The 17,138-nt window shown below is 56.1% G+C and carries 18 protein-coding genes; 5 read left to right on the plus strand and 13 right to left on the minus strand.

The genetic code is table 11. From position 1 onward, the window contains the following. Positions 1 to 4: 4 nt before the first annotated feature. From H1D41_RS03505 to betI, 4 genes are all read right to left on the minus strand, one after another. Entirely contained in the window at positions 5 to 241 is a 237-nt protein-coding gene (locus H1D41_RS03505) for a YdcH family protein (RefSeq protein WP_228847607.1), read from the minus strand. A gap of 149 nt (positions 242 to 390) precedes the next feature. After that, positions 391 to 2,049, minus strand: a complete 1,659-nt coding sequence (betA, locus tag H1D41_RS03510; protein ID WP_228847608.1) for a choline dehydrogenase — start codon at positions 2,047 to 2,049, stop codon at positions 391 to 393. 63 nt (positions 2,050 to 2,112) lie between these two features. After that, positions 2,113 to 3,576 carry a betaine-aldehyde dehydrogenase gene (betB, locus tag H1D41_RS03515; protein ID WP_228847609.1) on the minus strand — a complete coding sequence of 488 codons (1,464 nt, stop codon included), beginning with the start codon at positions 3,574 to 3,576 and terminating at the stop codon, positions 2,113 to 2,115. A 56-nt stretch (positions 3,577 to 3,632) separates the two neighbouring features. After that, a complete protein-coding gene (betI, locus tag H1D41_RS03520) occupies positions 3,633 to 4,226 on the minus strand; it encodes a transcriptional regulator BetI (protein WP_228847610.1) in 594 nt (197 codons plus the stop codon). An 82-nt stretch (positions 4,227 to 4,308) separates the two neighbouring features. Between betI and choX the strand changes: the two genes are divergently transcribed. From choX to choV, 3 genes are all read left to right on the plus strand, one after another. Then, the gene (gene choX / locus H1D41_RS03525; RefSeq protein WP_228847611.1) at positions 4,309 to 5,226 is read left to right on the plus strand and encodes a choline ABC transporter substrate-binding protein; all 918 of its coding nucleotides are present in this window, start codon (positions 4,309 to 4,311) and stop codon (positions 5,224 to 5,226) included. An 86-nt stretch (positions 5,227 to 5,312) separates the two neighbouring features. After that, positions 5,313 to 6,146 carry a choline ABC transporter permease subunit gene (gene choW, locus H1D41_RS03530; RefSeq protein WP_228847612.1) on the plus strand — a complete coding sequence of 278 codons (834 nt, stop codon included), beginning with the start codon at positions 5,313 to 5,315 and terminating at the stop codon, positions 6,144 to 6,146. After that, the gene (gene choV / locus H1D41_RS03535; RefSeq protein ID WP_228847613.1) at positions 6,146 to 7,171 is read left to right on the plus strand and encodes a choline ABC transporter ATP-binding protein; all 1,026 of its coding nucleotides are present in this window, start codon (positions 6,146 to 6,148) and stop codon (positions 7,169 to 7,171) included. Before choW ends, choV begins: the two co-directional genes overlap by 1 nt. A 41-nt stretch (positions 7,172 to 7,212) precedes the next feature. On the opposite strand, the gene H1D41_RS03540 is transcribed toward choV, so the two are convergent. Next, positions 7,213 to 8,121, minus strand: coding sequence for a DMT family transporter (locus H1D41_RS03540; RefSeq protein WP_228847614.1), 909 nt, complete (start codon positions 8,119 to 8,121; stop codon positions 7,213 to 7,215). Positions 8,122 to 8,158: 37 nt separating this feature from the next. Further along, positions 8,159 to 8,761, minus strand: a complete 603-nt coding sequence (locus H1D41_RS03545) for a LysE/ArgO family amino acid transporter (RefSeq protein WP_228847615.1) — start codon at positions 8,759 to 8,761, stop codon at positions 8,159 to 8,161. Positions 8,762 to 8,854: 93 nt separating this feature from the next. On the opposite strand from H1D41_RS03545, the gene H1D41_RS03550 reads away from it, so the two are divergent. Then, positions 8,855 to 9,775, plus strand: coding sequence for a LysR family transcriptional regulator ArgP (locus H1D41_RS03550; RefSeq protein WP_228847616.1), 921 nt, complete (start codon positions 8,855 to 8,857; stop codon positions 9,773 to 9,775). Positions 9,776 to 9,902: 127 nt separating this feature from the next. On the opposite strand, the gene H1D41_RS03555 is transcribed toward H1D41_RS03550, so the two are convergent. Continuing rightward, positions 9,903 to 10,643, minus strand: coding sequence for a YebC/PmpR family DNA-binding transcriptional regulator (locus tag H1D41_RS03555; protein WP_107495471.1), 741 nt, complete (start codon positions 10,641 to 10,643; stop codon positions 9,903 to 9,905). A 116-nt stretch (positions 10,644 to 10,759) separates the two neighbouring features. On the opposite strand from H1D41_RS03555, the gene H1D41_RS03560 reads away from it, so the two are divergent. Continuing rightward, on the plus strand, positions 10,760 to 12,541 hold the full coding sequence (locus H1D41_RS03560; protein ID WP_228847617.1) for an SLC13 family permease: 1,782 nt from the start codon (positions 10,760 to 10,762) through the stop codon (positions 12,539 to 12,541). Positions 12,542 to 12,594: 53 nt separating this feature from the next. Here H1D41_RS03560 and H1D41_RS03565 read toward each other — a convergent pair whose 3' ends face one another. Genes H1D41_RS03565 through H1D41_RS03590 form a run of 6 tightly spaced genes read right to left on the minus strand, consistent with a single transcriptional unit; the run spans position 12,595 to position 16,948 of the window. After that, positions 12,595 to 12,909 carry a hypothetical protein gene (locus tag H1D41_RS03565; RefSeq protein ID WP_228847618.1) on the minus strand — a complete coding sequence of 105 codons (315 nt, stop codon included), beginning with the start codon at positions 12,907 to 12,909 and terminating at the stop codon, positions 12,595 to 12,597. After that, positions 12,906 to 13,274, minus strand: coding sequence for an SH3-like domain-containing protein (locus H1D41_RS03570; protein WP_228847619.1), 369 nt, complete (start codon positions 13,272 to 13,274; stop codon positions 12,906 to 12,908). Before H1D41_RS03570 ends, H1D41_RS03565 begins: the two co-directional genes overlap by 4 nt. Beyond that, a complete protein-coding gene (nthB, locus tag H1D41_RS03575; protein ID WP_228847620.1) occupies positions 13,261 to 13,929 on the minus strand; it encodes a nitrile hydratase subunit beta in 669 nt (222 codons plus the stop codon). Before nthB ends, H1D41_RS03570 begins: the two co-directional genes overlap by 14 nt. Then, on the minus strand, positions 13,929 to 14,573 hold the full coding sequence (gene nthA / locus H1D41_RS03580; RefSeq protein ID WP_107495466.1) for a nitrile hydratase subunit alpha: 645 nt from the start codon (positions 14,571 to 14,573) through the stop codon (positions 13,929 to 13,931). The genes nthB and nthA overlap by 1 nt, the downstream gene beginning before the upstream one ends. A 45-nt stretch (positions 14,574 to 14,618) precedes the next feature. Continuing rightward, the gene (locus H1D41_RS03585) at positions 14,619 to 15,167 is read right to left on the minus strand and encodes a hypothetical protein (protein WP_228847621.1); all 549 of its coding nucleotides are present in this window, start codon (positions 15,165 to 15,167) and stop codon (positions 14,619 to 14,621) included. Further along, positions 15,167 to 16,948 carry an SLC13 family permease gene (locus H1D41_RS03590; protein ID WP_228847622.1) on the minus strand — a complete coding sequence of 594 codons (1,782 nt, stop codon included), beginning with the start codon at positions 16,946 to 16,948 and terminating at the stop codon, positions 15,167 to 15,169. Before H1D41_RS03590 ends, H1D41_RS03585 begins: the two co-directional genes overlap by 1 nt. Between the last annotated feature and the right edge of the window lie 190 nt (positions 16,949 to 17,138).

The following is a 17,138-nucleotide window of genomic DNA, read 5'->3' on the forward strand; positions in this document are numbered from 1 at the left end:
CGTGTCAGGCGCTGATCAGCCCCCAGATCTGATCTTTCAGGGCCATACGCTGCTTGCGCATTGTCGCCATGTTCAGATCATCAGTTGGTTCAACATCTGTTTCAGCACGGTGAATCGCGCGGTTGATTTCGTGGTATTCATCCGCAAGCTTCGCAAAATGTGCGTCGGACTGCTTCAACTCACTCATCTTTTCCGCATAATCCGGAAACTCTTCTGCCAGCTCGTGTGGTGTATGAGACATGTTCGCTCTCCTCTCATCCTCAGTTGATTCTGAGACTAGGCCACACATCCGACGACAGCTTTGACCAGGATCAAACACGATTGTCGCACCCCTTCCCCACAAAAGAAAAGCAGGCCCGAAGGCCCGCTGATCCGTCGCAGTTTTTGCTGTTAGCGCTGGCTGTTTTGCCAGTCCGGATGCACCCAGGGTTCATCATTGGACGGCGGCAACATCGCCTTGCCGAGAATATGATCCGACGCTTTTTCGCCCACCATGATGGATGGCCCGTTCAGGTTGCCATTGGTGATTTGCGGGAAGATGGAACTGTCCGCAACACGCAAACCTTCCACGCCAATCACCCGGCATTCCGGATCAACGACCGCCATAGGATCATCTGCCGCGCCCATCTTACAGGTGCCGCAGGGGTGATAAGCGCTTTCTGCATGTTCCCGGATGAAATCATCCAGCTGTTCATCCGTAACCATATCAGCGCCCGGCTGGATTTCATGTTTCACATGTTCCTGCATCGCGTCCTGTTCGAACACTTCACGGGTCAGACGCAGACACTGGCGGAAATCAACCCAGTCCTGATCGGTGGACATATAGTTAAAGAAGATGCGCGGCGCTTCTTTCGGGTCCGCAGATTTCAGCGTGATTTCCCCGCGTGAGGGGCTGCGCATCGGGCCGACATGGGCCTGAAAACCGTGACCTTCTGCCGCTGCCTGGCCATCATAGCGAACAGCAATCGGCAGGAAGTGGTACTGAATGTCCGGGTAGGTCAGACCCTTGCGGGACCGGATGAAAGCCGCAGATTCAAACTGGTTTGACGCCCCAAGGCCCTTCTTGAAGAACAGCCATTTCGCGCCGATCAGACCTTTCCAGAACAGGTTCCAATACCGATAAAGCGTGATCTTCTTCTTTGCAGCAAACTGGAAGTACACTTCCAGATGGTCCTGCAGGTTTTTACCCACGCCGGGGCGATCTGCGATCACCTCAATCCCGTGTTCTTTCAGATGATCCGCCGGACCAATGCCGGAGAGCATCAGAAGTTTCGGTGAATTGATAGAACTTGCCGCAAGGATCACTTCGCGCTTTGCCCGGATCACCTCGGATTTGCCGCCACGGGACAGCTGCACGCCGGTTGCGCGACCGTCCTCAATGACAACTTTCTCAGCCAGACCTTTGACAATCTCGACCTTCCCGGTTGCCTGGGCCGGACGCAGATAGGCATTCGCTGCAGACCAGCGCCGTCCATTCCAGACGGTCTGTTCCATCGGGCCGAAGCCTTCCTGTTTCTGACCGTTGTAATCATCGGTGGTTTCATAACCCGCCTGCGCGCCTGCCTTCACGAAAGCCGCATGCAGCGGGTTATCACGGGGACCACGGGACACATGCAAAGGCCCATCTTTCCCGCGCCATTCGGCATCACCACCCTGGCCACTTTCATGCCAGGTTTCCATACGCTTAAAATAGGGCAACACATCGGCATAGCCCCAGCCAGATGCCCCCAGATCAGCCCATGTGTCGTAGTCATGAGCATGCCCACGCACATAGACCATTCCGTTGATCGAACTTGATCCGCCAATCACCTTACCGCGCGGCGTCGCCAGTTTGCGGTTGTCCAGCTTCGGTTCCGGTTCTGACTGAAATCCCCAGTCATACAGCGGCATATTCATCGGATAAGACAAGGCCGCCGGCATCTGGATGAACGGCCCTGCGTCCGTGCCACCAAATTCTACCACGATGACGGATGCGCCCGCCTCGGACAAACGGTACGCCATCGCACAACCCGCAGAGCCTGCGCCGACAATTACAAAATCTGCTTCCATGTTCTTCACTCAGTCTATGGGCGGGCCCTTGCGAGCCCCGCCCGCAAGGGAGGGGAGTGCGCCTTAAAAAGGCGCCTCAACGTCATTCATGCTCACGTAGACCATCTTCATTTCTGAATAATGGTTGATCGCCAGCTTGGAGTTTTCACGACCAACACCAGAAGCCTTGGAACCACCGAAAGGTGCCTCAACCGGGGCCAGATTATAGGTGTTGATGTAGCAGGTGCCTGCCTCAAATCCGGCCGCGATACGGTGACCACGGGTCAGGTCTGCCGTAAACACGCCAGCGGCCAGACCAAATTCAGTGGCATTGGCACGCGCCAGCACTTCTTCTTCTGTATCGAAATCCAGCACAGACATCACCGGGCCGAAGATTTCTTCGCGGGCGATGGTCATATCATCCTGAACATCCGCGAAAACCACGGGTTCAACCCAAAAGCCGTCCTTCTCAGGATAGCCGCCGCCCGTCACAAGACGCGCGCCCTCTTCCTGACCCAGCGCCACGTATTTCTTCACGATGTTCAGCTGATTTTCATTCACCATCGGGCCGAAGTTCACCTCGGGATCCATTGGATCGCCCATCTTGATGCCCGCATCCAGACGCTCTTTCAGACGCGCAAGAAAGGCTTCTTTGATACCCTTCTGCACAAAGACGCGCGTGCCGTTGGAACAGACCTGACCGGTGGAATAGAAGTTCGCCAGGATCGCACCGGACACTGCATTTTCCAGATCCGCATCATCAAAGATGATCAGCGGGGATTTGCCGCCAAGTTCCATGGTGACGTGCTTCATTTCCGCAGCGGCAGCCGCATAAACTTTCTTACCGGTCGGCACAGAACCCGTAAGGGAAACTTTCGCAACACGCGGATCAGTGACAAGCTTTGCACCTACTTCGCCGTAGCCTTGCACAACATTGTAAACACCTTTTGGCGCACCGGCTTCCACCATGATTTCTGCGACTTTCAGTGCGCAAAGCGGGGTGGATTCAGACGGTTTGAACACCATCGTGTTGCCGCATGCCAGCGCAGGCGCACCCTTCCAGCACGCGATCTGGGTTGGATAGTTCCAGGCACCAATACCCACGCAAACACCCAGCGCCTCGCGGATGGTATAGGCAAAATCGCCACCGGCCAGCGGGATATGTTCCCCGGTCAGGGAACCCGCAAGACCACCGAAATATTCCAGTGCATCTGCGCCGGATGTCGCGTCAACTTCCGATGTTTCCTGATACGGCTTACCGGTGTCATAGGTTTCCAGCACGGACAGATCGTGGTTGCGTTCGCGCATAATATCGGCCGCACGACGCAGCACACGACCGCGTTCGGTACCAGACATCGCAGCCCATTCTTTCTGTGCGTTCTTCGCAGCATCCAGCGCCTGATCGACAATCGCCGGGGTCGCGGCATGCAGGGTTGCGATCACTTCGCCGGTGGCAGGGTAAATCACCGGGATTTCTGCACCGGATGTATCTTCTACATACTCGCCATTGATATAATGGCTGGCTTTGGGTTGGGCGGGATGTGTCATGTGGCAACCTCCGTAAAGAGAGTGGGTAAGAGAGAGACGAACCAGCGGTCCGGGTGTTATTGCGGGACGGATCTACGCCCTTCCAGCAGGGCATGAAGATATTCCAGAACGATGTCAGCGGCGCCTTCGGCGTCTTCTTCGACTTCATGCAGGGCACGACGAATATAGTGACCATCAATCATCGCACCAATGCCTGCCGCCGCGTGTTGTGCGGCATCGCCCATCAGGGGTCGCAGGCCGGTAAGAAGATTCGAATTCAGCCGTTTCTGATAGATTCGCAGCAGACGGCGTGCTTCATCAGAGGTCTGTGCAAGCACATAGAAATTCAGCCAAGCCGCCACAACTTCGGGACGGAAGTTACCGGGTTCAAAGCTGGCAACGATCACAGCTTCCACCCGTTCACGCGGGGTTTTAACCGTGGACAAAGCACCGCGCACAGATGCCCCGTATAAAGACAGCGTATGACGCATAGCGGCCAGAAAAATCTGTTCTTTTCCGCCAAAGTAGTGATGCGCAAGGGCTGACGACATGCCGGCACGTTTCGCGATCTGCGACACCGTAACGTCAAGGGAACCGGCACGGCCAATTTCCGTAATCGTCGCTTTTACCAGGGCATCGCGCCTGATAGGCTCCATCCCGAGCTTAGGCATGTTTTTTCTCCAAAAGGCTTGCCATATAGCTTTCAATGATTTTAATTGACTCGTCAATCAAGAAAAAACCAGGGAGCCTCAAATGAAACTCAAGACGACCGCATCCGCCCTCGCGCTGATCGCATTCGCAGGCCCGGCACTTGCTGACTGTGGCACTGTCACATTCTCCGATGTGGGCTGGACCGACATCACCGCAACCACTGCAGTGACCACCACAATTCTCGAAGCCATCGGTTATGAAACCGACATCAAAGTTCTCTCCGTACCAGTGACTTACGTGTCTCTGGCCGAAGGCGACATCGACGTATTCCTTGGCAACTGGATGCCAACAATGGAAGGCGATATCGCTGCTTACCGCGAAGCTGGCACCGTTGACACTGTCCGCGCAAACCTGAATGGCACCGCCTATACACTGGCAACCAACGCAGCTGGCGCAGCCCTTGGCATCGCAGATTTCAAAGATCTCGCGACACATGCTGACGCGCTGGACGGCACCATTTACGGCATCGAGCCAGGCAACGACGGCAACCGCATCGTTATGGACCTGATCGAAGCTGACACATTCGGCATGTCCGCGCTGGAAGTTGTTGAAAGCTCTGAACAGGGTATGCTGGCGCAGGTTGAACGCGCTGACAGCAAGGGCGAACCTGTTGTGTTCCTTGGCTGGGCTCCGCACCCGATGAACTCCAACTTCGAAGTCACCTATCTGACTGGTGGCGAAGAATGGTTCGGCGCGGAAGGTGACGTTTATACAAACACCCGCGCAGGTTACGTTGCTGAATGCCCGAACGTTGGCAAGATGCTGGAAAACCTCGAATTCAGCCTTGGCATGGAAAACGAAATCATGGGCGCGATCCTGGACGGCGGCGAAGAAGCTGACGATGCAGCGCGCACCTGGATCACCGCTAACATCGAAGCGGTTGAACCATGGCTGGCTGGCGTGACATCCAAGGATGGCGAAGACGCATACGCCACCCTGAAGCACGCCTTTGGCATGTAATTAAACTTTGATGAACACGAAAGGCCCCGGCACAGGTCGGGGCCTTTCACATGACGTAAAGATCACCACCGGGGAGGGTGCGTTCAATGGAATGGCTGACAGAGGAAAAGATACCTGTCGGGAAATGGATGAAGGCCGTGTTCGAATGGCTGAAAGACAATCTTTCCTGGTTTTTTGACGGCCTTGAAACGCTGCTGTCCTGGGTTATCGACGGAACGGTTGACCTGCTGCAATACCCGCCTGCCCTGCTGATGGTCGCCCTTTTTGCCGGTATCACCTGGCTGATCCAGAAAGACTGGAAACGAGTTGTGATTGTCACGCTCTGCTTCCTCTATGTGATCAACCAGGGCTATTGGGAAGAAACCGCCGAAAGCCTGACCCTGATCCTTTACGCCGGCTTTTTCTGCATGGCGTTTGGCGTGCCGCTTGGCATCTATTTCGCCCATAATCCCCGCGCATATAAAGCGGTGGAACCGGTGCTGGACATGATGCAGACCATCCCGACCTTTGTTTATCTGATCCCAATGATCGTGCTGTTTGGCATTGGCATGGTGCCGGGTCTTGTGGCGACATTCATTTTTGTGGTCGCCGCCCCAATCCGCCTGACACAGCTCGGCGTTTCCCAGGTGCCGATTGCCCTGAAAGAAGCCGCGCGCGCCTTTGGTGCGACACCACGCGAAACCCTGTTCAAGGTTGAACTGCCCTATGCCTTTCCACAAATCATGGCAGGCCTGAACCAGACAATTATGCTGTCCCTGTCCATGGTTGTGATCGCTGGCCTTGTTGGCGCTGACGGCCTTGGCATCCCGGTGATCCGTGCGCTGAACACTGTGAACGCCGCCAAAGGTTTTGAAAGCGGCTTTGTCATTGTGGCGGTGGCCATCGCCCTTGACCGGATGCTGCGGGTGGAGACGAAATAATGACCAATGCTGTAGAATTCGACAATGTATCCATCGTTTTTGGCGACAAGCCGGAAACCGCCCTGCCCCTGATGGACGATATGAAAACCCGATCTGACGTGCAGAAAGAAACCGGCCAGGTGCTGGGCGTGCATGACTGTTCGATCGATGTGGGCGAAGGGGAAATCCTTGTTCTGATGGGCCTGTCCGGGTCCGGGAAATCCACGCTCTTACGGGCAGTCAACGGGCTGAACCCGGTTGTGCGTGGCGCTGTGCGGGTGAACAACGGCCAGGAAATGGTTGATGTGACATCCTGCTCTGCCGCAACACTGCGCGACGTGCGCCAACATCACGTGTCCATGGTGTTTCAGCAATTCGGCCTTCTTCCCTGGCGTTCCGTGCGTGAAAACGCCGGACTGGGTCTTGAGCTTGCCGGCATGGATAAAGCGAAACGCAACGCGAAAGTTGATCAACAGCTGGCGCTTGTCGGTCTGTCTGACTGGGCAGATCGTAAGGTGGGTGAACTGTCTGGCGGCATGCAACAACGTGTGGGTCTGGCCCGTGCTTTCGCGACCGAAGCCCCTATCCTGTTGATGGATGAACCTTTCTCGGCGCTTGATCCGCTGATCCGAACAAAGTTGCAGGATGAACTTCTGGATCTGCAACGCGATCTGAAACGCACCATCATCTTCGTCAGCCACGATCTGGATGAAGCCTTTAAACTAGGTGACCGCATCGCGATCATGGAAGGCGGGCGCATTGTGCAATGCGGCACACCCCAGGAAATTTTCTCAAACCCCGCCAACGAATATGTCGCGGATTTCGTGGCCCATATGAACCCGCTTGGCGTTCTCTGTGCGCGCGATGTGATGGTGCCTGTTACCGGAACACCAGACCACACGGTTGCCCCGGATATGGACATCCGCGCGGTGATGGAGCTGATCGGCGACAGCACAGATGCAGTTGGCGTGAAAGACGGCGACACAATTATCGGCCAAATCACAAAGGATCGGGTGCTCAGCAAACTTCTTGATCCTCGCAGCTGAGCAGCAGTGGGGGGCCGTGCCCCCCATACCCGTTTGTTTTGTTACGAGGACTTCGTTTTTACAGGATTACTTTTCTGGCGCTTGAGCCGCGCCTCGCGCCAGGAAATATAGCTGATCGCCGCAATGATCAGGGAACCGCCGAGCACCACCCATTGATCGACGGGTTCGGCAAAGAACACAGCCCCAAGAAGGGTTGCCCAGACCAGTTGCAGGAACGTCACCGGCTGGGTCACAGATACAGGTGCCGCCTGAAACGCCAGCGTCATCGCGTAATGCCCGCCCGTCGCAAAAGCTGCCACCAGCAACATCCAGGCTGCCTGTTCAAAAGACACCGGCTGCCAGACCATCCAGGCAAAAGGCGCAAGACCGATCGTCACTGTGATCGACAGCATCCCGATCACAACAGCGGCGGAAACCTGCCCGGACAAACGCTTGGCAATCAGATAGCCTGCCGCAAAGAAAATCGCTGTGAAGATCATCGCGAAATGACCGGATGACAACTCTCGCACGCCGGGACGCAGAATGATCAAGGCACCGACAAGTGCTGCAAGTACCGCGATCAGACGACGCGCGGCGAATTTCTCGCCCAGAAACAGCGCCGCGCCGATGGTGATATAAACCGGTGAGAGATAATTCATCGCCGTGACTTCCGCGATGGTGATCTGGGACATAGCGTAAAACCAGCAGATCACCCCCCCCGTCTGCAATGCCCCACGGATCGAAAACAGCGTTAGCATCTGGCGCGTCATCGGTGCATTCAGCATTGGGCGGATCATCGGGATGACGAACACCAGCCCCAGGAAATAGCGCAGGAAGGCAAATTGCGCGGCGGGCAAAGACCCATCCATATATTTCACGGTGGCGGTGACGGCGACAAAGCACAGGCCCGTCACGATCATCCAGAAGACCCCGGCGAGGGGCCTGTCAGCTTGTTGCGCGTTCTGATCCATTGGGTCAGATGACCCGGATCAGACCCGGGTTGCAAGCTCATTCGCCTGCGAACAGTAGTTTTACGGCAATCGCCCACATGGTTAGTGCCACCAGCCCATCAAGCACACGCCAGGCCATGGGGCGCGCAAATAGTGGGGCCAGCAGACGCGCACCATAACCCAGCGCGAAGAAAAAGCTAAAAGACGCCGTGACCGCCCCGGCGGCAAAAGCAATGCGGTTGTCATAATCCGTGGACACGGACCCCAGCAACACCACAGTATCAAGGTAGACATGCGGGTTCAGCCAGGTCAGCGCCATACAAATCGCAAGGGTCTTACCCAGGCTTTGGCGGGTGTTTTCAGCAGCCTCCAGGCTCTCGCCGCCTTTCCAGGCCGCCCGCGCGTTCATCAGCCCGTAAAAGATCAGAAACGCCGCGCCACCCCAGGTGAAAGCGGGTTTGATCCAGGGCGCCTGTTCCACCATCCAGCCAAATCCGGCAACCCCTGCAATGATCAGGATGGCATCCGACAGAGCACAGGTCAGGCAGATGGCAAAAACATATTGCTGTCGTAAACCCTGGCGAAGCACAAATGCATTCTGGGCACCGATTGCAACGATCAGGGTCAGTCCAAGGGCAAATCCGGCAAGCGCTGTCTGCATCTTTATTCTCCGCATAAAGGTGGTTCAGACGGGAATAATACTTGCACCGAGATCATTCAAATTAAATACTCTAACCAAACTTAAGGAATGCTAATGTTTGATCAGGCACATCTGCGCGCCCTTGCAGCGGTTCTGAACGAGGGTAGTTTTGATGCGGCTGCCGCACGGCTGAACATCACGCCCTCGGCTGTGTCACAGCGCATCCGTGCCCTGGAAGAAGTTGCAGGTGGAACCCTGCTGATCCGTTCACAACCGGTGGAAGCCACAGAGGCCGGGCAGATATTGTATCAACATGCTGAAACCATCGCCCTTCTGGAACAGGATCTGAGCCAGCACTTCCGCCCGGATACCGGAACGGATCGTCCACGGCGCGCCCGGATTGCCGTAAATGCAGACAGTCTCGACACATGGTTCATTCCGGCGATGGCACGGGCACAGGAGGACAGCGATCTGCTGTTTGATGTGACGTCGGTTGATCAGGATCACACGTTGTCCCGCCTGCGTGCAGGTAAGGTTCAAGCCGCAATTACAGCAGAAAACCAACCGGTTGCAGGGTGTGATGTCACGCATTTGGGGGCCTTGCGATATGTCGCAACCTGCAGCCCTGAATTTGCACAGCACTGGTTTCCGGAAGGTGTGACTGCGGAAAGCCTGCAGAACGCCCCTGCCCTTGTGTTTGATCGTCAGGACAGATTGCAAAATCTGTGGGTACAACGCGAATGCGGGCGGCCTTTGGTGCTGCGACGTCAGCACATGCTGCCTTCGACAAAGGGGTTTGTCAGCGCTGCAGAAGCCGGGCTTGGCTGGGGCATGAACCCGGAAAACCTGGTGCGCGACAAAATCAAAGACGGATCGCTTGTGGCCCTTGGATGGCGTCCGGAATATGACACACCGCTTTACTGGCAGGTCAGCCGCATTGTTGCCGGGCCTTTGCGCCCCCTGACCCGGGCGGTAGTGAAACTGGCGCGCGAAAGCCTGGTGCAAAACCAGAATACCGGAAAACTAGAAAACTAGAAAACTAGAAAACTAGAAAACTAGAAAACTAGAAAACTAGAAAACCGGTATTCACCCTTTCAGCGTTCACAAACAAAAAAACGGCCCCACTGCTGAGACCGTTTTTCATTCAATCAGATCAGAAAGATCAGAGCTGCGACAGAACCTCGTCAGAGGCGTCAAAATTCGCGGTCACTCGCTGAATATCATCATCATCTTCCAGCGCATCAATCAGCTTCATCAGCTTCTGCATACCTTCAAGGTCCAGCTCAGTGGACATGTTCGGCTTCCAGATCAGCTTGGTGGAATTGGATTCGCCCAGCTCAGCTTCAAGTGCGGTGGACACTTCGTTCAGATCGGTGTCGCCACAAATGATGGTGTGACCATCTTCAGAGCTTTCACAATCCTCAGCACCCGCTTCGATCGCGGCCATCATCACAGTGTCCGCATCACCAGCTTCTGCACCGTAAGTGATTTCGCCTTTACGGTCGAACATGAACCCAACAGATCCGGTTTCGCCCAGATTGCCACCGTTCTTAGAAAACGTGGAGCGCACGGTAGATGCAGTGCGGTTTTTGTTGTCGGTCATGGTTTCAACGATGATCGCTACACCATTGGGCCCGTAGCCTTCATAACGGATCTCGTCATAGATTTCGGCGTCACCACCAATCGCCTTTTTAATCGCGCGATCGATGTTGTCCTTTGGCATAGAATTCGACTTGGCTTCTTTCACAGCCAGACGAAGGCGCGGGTTTTTCTCTGGATCCGGGTCGCCCATTTTCGCAGCAACGGTGATCTCTTTTGAGAACTTAGAGAACATCTTTGAACGCAGCTTATCCTGACGACCTTTACGGTGTTGGATGTTTGCCCATTTTGAATGGCCGGCCATGGTAACTCCCTTTGGCGGAATTTCGCTTTGGCCTTCTATAAAACATGGGGGCGAAAGCCTCAAGTGATTGCAATCATGCCCGTGATCCGGTCTTTTAAAAGAAAACGGATGTTTCCATGACCACTGACCAGATTATTCTGTTTTCCCTGTTTGCCCTTGTTTTTGCCGGTCTGCTCTGGGGACGGTTCCGCTATGACCTTGTCGCCTTTGCTGCCCTTATGGCTGGCGTCGTCCTTGGCGTCGTTGACACAAAACATGCATTTGATGGTTTCGGGCACCCTGCAACAATTGTTGTGGCGCTGGTTCTGGTGGTGTCCGCCGGACTTGTACGTTCTGGCGCAGTCTTCCTGATCACCCGCACCCTTGTCGACAGCACGCGCAGCCTTGGTGCGCATATCACCTTGATGGGGGCCATTGGTGGGGTTCTCTCGGCTTTCATGAATAATGTGGCCGCCCTTGCCCTGTTGATGCCGGTTGATATCCAAACCGCACGCAAGGCCGGACGTGGGCCGGGTTTGTCACTGATGCCCCTGTCCTTCGCAACAATCCTGGGCGGTATGGTCACAATGATCGGCACGCCGCCGAACATTATTATCGCATCCATTCGCGGCGAAAGCCTGGGCGAACCGTTTAAAATGTTCGATTTTGCTCCCGTGGGTGGCATCGCGGCCATTGCGGGGCTGGCGTTTGTGGCCCTGATTGGCTGGCGGATGATCCCACAGGGGGAAGACAAAGGCGCGGCGGGCGACCCCATGGATGGTCTTGCACAATATATTGCGGAACTGACCGTGCCCGAAGGATCAAAGCTGATCGGACAACGCTTGTCTGATCTATATGCGGAAGCCGACAAAACCGATGTCGCAATCCTTGGCCTCGTACGAAAGGGCGAACGACGCTATGGCACCCAGCGCAACACAAAACTGGCGGCTGGGGACGCCCTGGTGCTGGAAGCCGCGCCAGATGCCCTGGACGAATTTCGGGCTGCGTTGAAGCTTGATTTCGCCGAAACCAGGCGCCAGGAGGCGCTGCGCGCTGATGGGGCCGGCCTGACCACGATTGAAGTCGTCGTCCCTGCAGGCGCCCGGATAGATGGCAAAACCGCACTTTCCATTGGTCTTGGCTGGCGACAGCGCACGGTCCTTCTGGGGATTTCCCGCGAAGGTAAAAAGATCACCCATCAATTGCGCAAAACCGAAATCCGCCCAGGCGATATTCTTCTGTTACTCACCCCTGATGGTCATGCGTCTGACGTGACGGAATGGTTGGGTTGTCTGCCGCTTGCAGATCGTGGATTGCAGGTGACAGAAAACACCAAGACCTGGATGGCAATTGGCATTTTCGGCGGCGCGGTTCTTGCGGCAAGCCTTGGTCTGATCTACCTGCCAGTTGCCCTTGGTGTGGTGGTGGTCGCTTATGTGCTGACCAATATTCTGTCCGTGCAGGAACTTTACGATCATATTGAGTGGCCCGTGGTGGTGTTGCTGGGATCGATGATCCCGCTGGGGGCGGCCCTGGAAAGCTCCGGCGGCACGGAACTGATTGCAAACAGCCTGACCAGCCTGACGGCAGGTCTGCCGGCCTGGGCCGTGCTGACGGTTCTGATGATCGTGACCATGACCCTGTCAGATGTGCTGAATAACACCGCCACCACCATTGTTGCCGCCCCCGTGGGCATCCAGATGGCCCAAAGCATGGGCGTCAACCCGGATCCCTTCCTGATGGCCGTCGCCGTGGCCGCAAGCTGTGCCTTCCTCACGCCAATTGGTCATAAAAACAACACGTTGATCCTGGGTCCGGGCGGCTATGGTTTTGGCGATTACTGGCGGATGGGCCTGCCGCTTGAGATTTTGATCGTGGCGGTTTCTATCCCGTCAATTCTGGTGTTCTGGCCTCTGTAAACGGGGGACCAGTCCCCCGTACCCCCTGGAGTATTTCTGGCAAGATGAAAAGGTCAGCCAGAGAATTCCTGCGGGCCCATTGGCGTCTCAAGGGTTACACCGGACGTACCATTACTGCCCGCTGCCAGAGGCAGGCGCGGGCGGGTCGTATTCCGGATCACCTGATAGGGCCAGGCATGGGGGCAGCCGCCCAATGTGCCGGACCATGTGTTGCCAGATCTGTTGCGCGGGCCGGTACAGAGCGCACCATCAGATGTCTGCACCGTGACCGTGTCGCGGTAAAGCACAGCGGCAGCAGGGGTGACCACAGGCGGGGCATCCTGCATGGTGCAGCCTGCCAGCGCCAGGAACAGAAAGATACGTTTCATTTTTCTCCCGCGGTCAGTTCCACCGGTGCGCCATGTGGCGTCGCCAGATAGGCGCGTTCCCAGGTGTCACGCCGGGTTTTAAGATCACCGGACGCGACAATTTCAGCACCGTCAAGCAGCCTTTCAAGCGCCCGCAAAGCAGCCTCATAATACGTTTCTTCGGTATCCGCCCGCCCGGCGCTTTCATCTGCGTCGCGTTCTGCGCCAAGCGTTTCAGCCCAGGCGGTGGCGCTGATCTGGCCGGATGTGACCAGCGTATCCGCAATCGCCAGAACCTGCGCATGCCAGGCCTCGCCAAATTTCGGTGCATCCGGGGCAAGTGCGTCTTCAGGGCCAAATTCGCGGGGGATATTACAATTGCTCAAGGTAGCTCTCCCACAGATCGAGGGTCACGGTATCACGCGGATCGGCATCCTTGCCCCAAAGTTCCTGTGCGGTGAAAACCACCGTGTAAAGATGTTCGGGCACCTCCTGTCCCTGTGCGGATTTATCTGGCAGCGGATGTGCGCCGCGCTGCGCAAGGATTTTTCCAGACCGGCCACGGGCATAGGCGGGCAGCCGGGTGTGTGTAGGGACCGAATGTGACAGGGTTTTCACCGGATCCCCAACCGCAAAGGCAGGCGCGAAATCGACCTCTTCCTCAAATGTTTTGACAGAGGTGCGGTTCTTTTCAAGGATCTGTTCCTTATTCAGAACTTCGGGCCTGGATGCACCTTCCGCACGCAAAGCATTCTTCCCCACGATATTCAGGGCGTCTTCCATGGTGAAGGTCCCGCAATCCACGCCCAGAGCCAGATCCGTCATGCACCATTTCTCAAAATATGGAATGGTCATATAGGCGTGTGGGGGCAGTTGTTCGACCACGTGACGCCACCAGTCGATGGTGACGCTGGTGTTGCGTGAAGACTGCGCCATCGCCCACATGCGCCCTTCCCAGTCATAGTGCCAGGGGGCCTCAGGTTCATTCACATCAACCGGCCCAAACCCCTGCTTACCGCCCAGATCATGGATCGTATCCATCACTTCACCTCCAGATCGCGATCAGTGCCAATCATGGAATTGCGTGTCACGAGGGCAGCCAGTTGTTCCTGGCTCCAGCCTTCGGTTCCGGCCGGGCGTTGCGGCACCACCAGGTAACGCAATTCCGCAGTACTGTCCCAGACGCGCACGGCAACGTCATCGCCAAGCGAGACGCCAAATTCTTCCAACACTTTACGTGGCTCGCGCACCACACGCGCGCGATAGGCTGATGCTTTGTACCAGGCAGGCGACAGGCCCAGCAGGGAAAACGGATAACAGGAACACAGGGTGCAGACGACGACATTGTGCTGGTCATCGGTGTTTTCCACCGCTTTCAGATCGCCGGTTGCTTTGCCTTCAAATCCAAATTCGGTGATCGCCTGCGCCGCATCTTCCATCAGACGCGCTTTAAAATCCGCATCCAGCCAGGCGCGTGCCACAACCTGCGCACCGCGTTTGGGGCCGATGTCTTCTGAATAGGCTTCCACCCAGGCATCGAGCGTTTCTGTGGCCACCAGGCCCCGTTCCACAAGCAGGCTTTCCAGCGCCTTCACCCGAAGGGCAGGTTCCGGTGGCAGGTGGGAATGCAGATGGTCATGAATTTTCGCAAGCTTGTCGCGATCAAATGATGTGCCGGATGTCATTGGGGTTCCTCCTGACAAGAGGATGCCCCTGACATGCCTGATCGGTCAACCGTGCAATAACGCGCAATGATGCTGTGGGAAGTGTTCAGAAATCCACGATATGGCTTCCTGACGCACGGTCTGATGCGCAGCCCTCAGCGCCTGCTTGTCCCGATAGTACAGATCTTCCTGTTCAAGCAGGCAATAATACTTATCCCAAAGCATACGAAAACCACTGGTTTCCCCAAACGACCCAAACGACCCAAACGACCCAAACGCGATGCACAATTGTTCAAGCTGAAACAATGTCATTGCAGAAATTTCCTGCGAACTCCCGGCCAGGTTCAGAACAAGCGGCAGTGCGGCGTATCTTTCTATTTCCTGGCCCGTCTCAGGAAACTGAATGCCTACGGATTGCGCAGCCGCACGCACCAGAGGCTGCAGTTCAGTCCAATGGTGGGGTGGCATCTCACCGGCCAGAATGATGACATCCATTTCATCGCACCCTGCTTCCAGCATTGAAAGCGCCCATGCGACACTCTCCCCGGCGTTATCGGTGTTGGCCGCAGACAATGCAGCCACATGACAGCCCTGTGCGAACAGTTCCGGGATCATCACAACGGCCAGAAGACCGGGATCAGGACGGAAGCCAGCAGACCGATTGTCAGGTTCAGCGGGATCCCGATTTTCATGAAGTCGGTGAATTTATATCCGCCGGGGCCATAGACCAGCATGTTGGTCTGATACCCAATTGGTGTGGCGAAACTTGCGCTTGCGGCCACCATCACAGCCACGACCAGCGGGCGGGCATCAACGCCAAGCGCATCGGCCAGGCCAATCGCAATCGGTGTCACAACCACCGCAACCGCATTGTTGGACACAAGCTCTGTCAGCACCGAGGTCAACAGATAAATCGCCCAGACGATCAGGAAAGGCGGCAACAGGCCAAGGCCCGGCGCGATGGCGTCCACGATCAGTTTGACGGCCCCTGAAGCTTCCAGCGCCGCCCCGATCGCAAGCATCGAGAAGATCAGCGCAAGCAGGCGACCATCAATGAAGGAAAACGCTTCTTCGGCGTCAATACAGCGCGACAGAAAGATCAGCGCGACAGAAATTATCGACAGCAGGAAGATCGGTGCAACGTTAAACGCCGCCAGGATCACGACCCCCAGAAGGGCTGCGATCGCCACTGGCGCATGGCTGCGGCGGTAGGCCCGGCCAGAGGGTTTTGACACATCGACAAGCCCCATATCCTGGGCCAGGCGTGCGATATCTTCCGGCGCGCCTTCCAGCAAAAGCGTATCCCCAACCCGCACAATCAGATCGTCCAGCTGACGCCCGATGTTCTGGTTTTTCCGGTGCACCGCCAGCGGGTAAACACCATAACGGCGGCGCAGACGCAGGGACCCAAGCGACCGGCCAACCATCTTTGTGTCAGGTGAAATCAGCACTTCAACCGTGGTGGTTTCCACAGCAGACAACTGATCCACGCGTTTCAGACTTTTGTTCCGTTGCAGGGACAAAAGTTCGGTCATTTCGGTACGCAGAACCACCCGGTCGCCGACCTGCAATGTCACCACATCAAGGTTCCGGCGCAGGGACTGATCGCCGCGCAACACATCCACCAGGCGCACGCCTTCGCGCTTAAACAGCTGAACGGTTTTAACCTCACGGCCGATCAGGTTGCTTTCCGGGGGGATCGCGGCCTCGGTGAAGAATTTCTTCTTCGAAATCTTGCCCAGCATATCCGCCATAGACCCACGATCCGGCAGCAATTTCGGCCCGATAAAGCGCAGATAAATCATGCCCCAGATTACAAGGATAATGCCCAGAGGCGTGACTTCAAAGATCGAAAAAGCTTCCATCCCATTTGCGCGCGCAACACCATCAACAAGCAGGTTGGTGGATGTGCCGATCAGAGTCAGCGTACCACCAAGGATCGCAGCATAAGACAGGGGGATCAGCATTTTCGAAGCCGGCAGATCAAGGGTACGGGCCAGTTGTACAAACACCGGGATCATCACAACAACGACCGGGGTGTTCGACACAATCGCAGAGCTGAGAATGACAAACCCCATCAACATTGCCACAGCGAGAACCGGCTGGGTCTTGGCCTTGCGGTCGGCAAATTGCGTGAACCAGTCAAGCGATCCCGTGCGCACCAGCGCCCCCATGATGATGAACATCGCCGCAATCGTCCAGGGTGCCGGGTTTGCCAGCACCGGCAGTGCTTTTTCATAGGGCAGGATGCCCGTGGCCAGCATCAGGGCCACGCCGGCAATTGCCACAACTTCGGTTGGATAACTTTCGCGCAGAAACAGCACAAACATCGCAGCCACGACGCAAAGTGCGACGATGGCCTGTCCCGTAGGGGATAGAATTTCAGCTAAAATCATCTGAGCCCATATTCGTTAAACCGCACTGAGTGTCGCGGTTTATGGGGATGGGCGCAAGTGCGGTGTTCATTCTTTGAAAGAACCCAGGGGAACATAGCGTATTGCAAAGGCTTGCCCTAACTCACTTTGTAAAGAGATCAAAAGGATTAGTGCCTGGTCTTCAAGTTGTGAATAGTCGGCGTTGGACCAC

Source organism: Halocynthiibacter styelae, from assembly GCF_016123485.1.
GTDB lineage: Bacteria > Pseudomonadota > Alphaproteobacteria > Rhodobacterales > Rhodobacteraceae > Halocynthiibacter > Halocynthiibacter styelae.